Origin of the sequence: Aquabacterium parvum, assembly GCF_001447195.1 — a bacterium.
GTDB lineage: Bacteria > Pseudomonadota > Gammaproteobacteria > Burkholderiales > Burkholderiaceae_C > Aquabacterium > Aquabacterium parvum.
Genome location: NZ_LFRI01000526.1, coordinates 1 through 273, shown reverse-complemented (window position 1 = coordinate 273; position 273 = coordinate 1). Strand labels below are relative to the sequence as shown.

Genomic DNA, 273 nt, shown 5'->3' with positions numbered 1-273 from the left:
GGGCGATTCGCATGCGAAACGGCGTAGCCCTTTCCATGCAGATAGCGATAGAACAGCTCGACATACGGCAGCTCATCGAGCGGCTCATCGGTCAGCTCTTCCGGCACCTCGACACCTCGGAAGCACCCAGCAGAACAAAGAAGGCGTTTCCCCTTGAGCGTCTGAAAGGCATGCCATGTATCGGCAACCGGCTGATCGCTGAACTTGACGGCGTACTTGAAAACCTCCATGAACCCCTCGGCGGGATCTCCAACGATGGGCCGCACATCAACG

Annotated in this window: 1 pseudogene; it reads right to left on the bottom strand. The window is 57.9% G+C overall.

The annotated features are described in order from the left end of the window. Positions 1–230: pseudogene (locus ABG80_RS23055) on the bottom strand (hypothetical protein); the annotation flags it as partial. Positions 231–273: the final 43 nt, after the last annotated feature.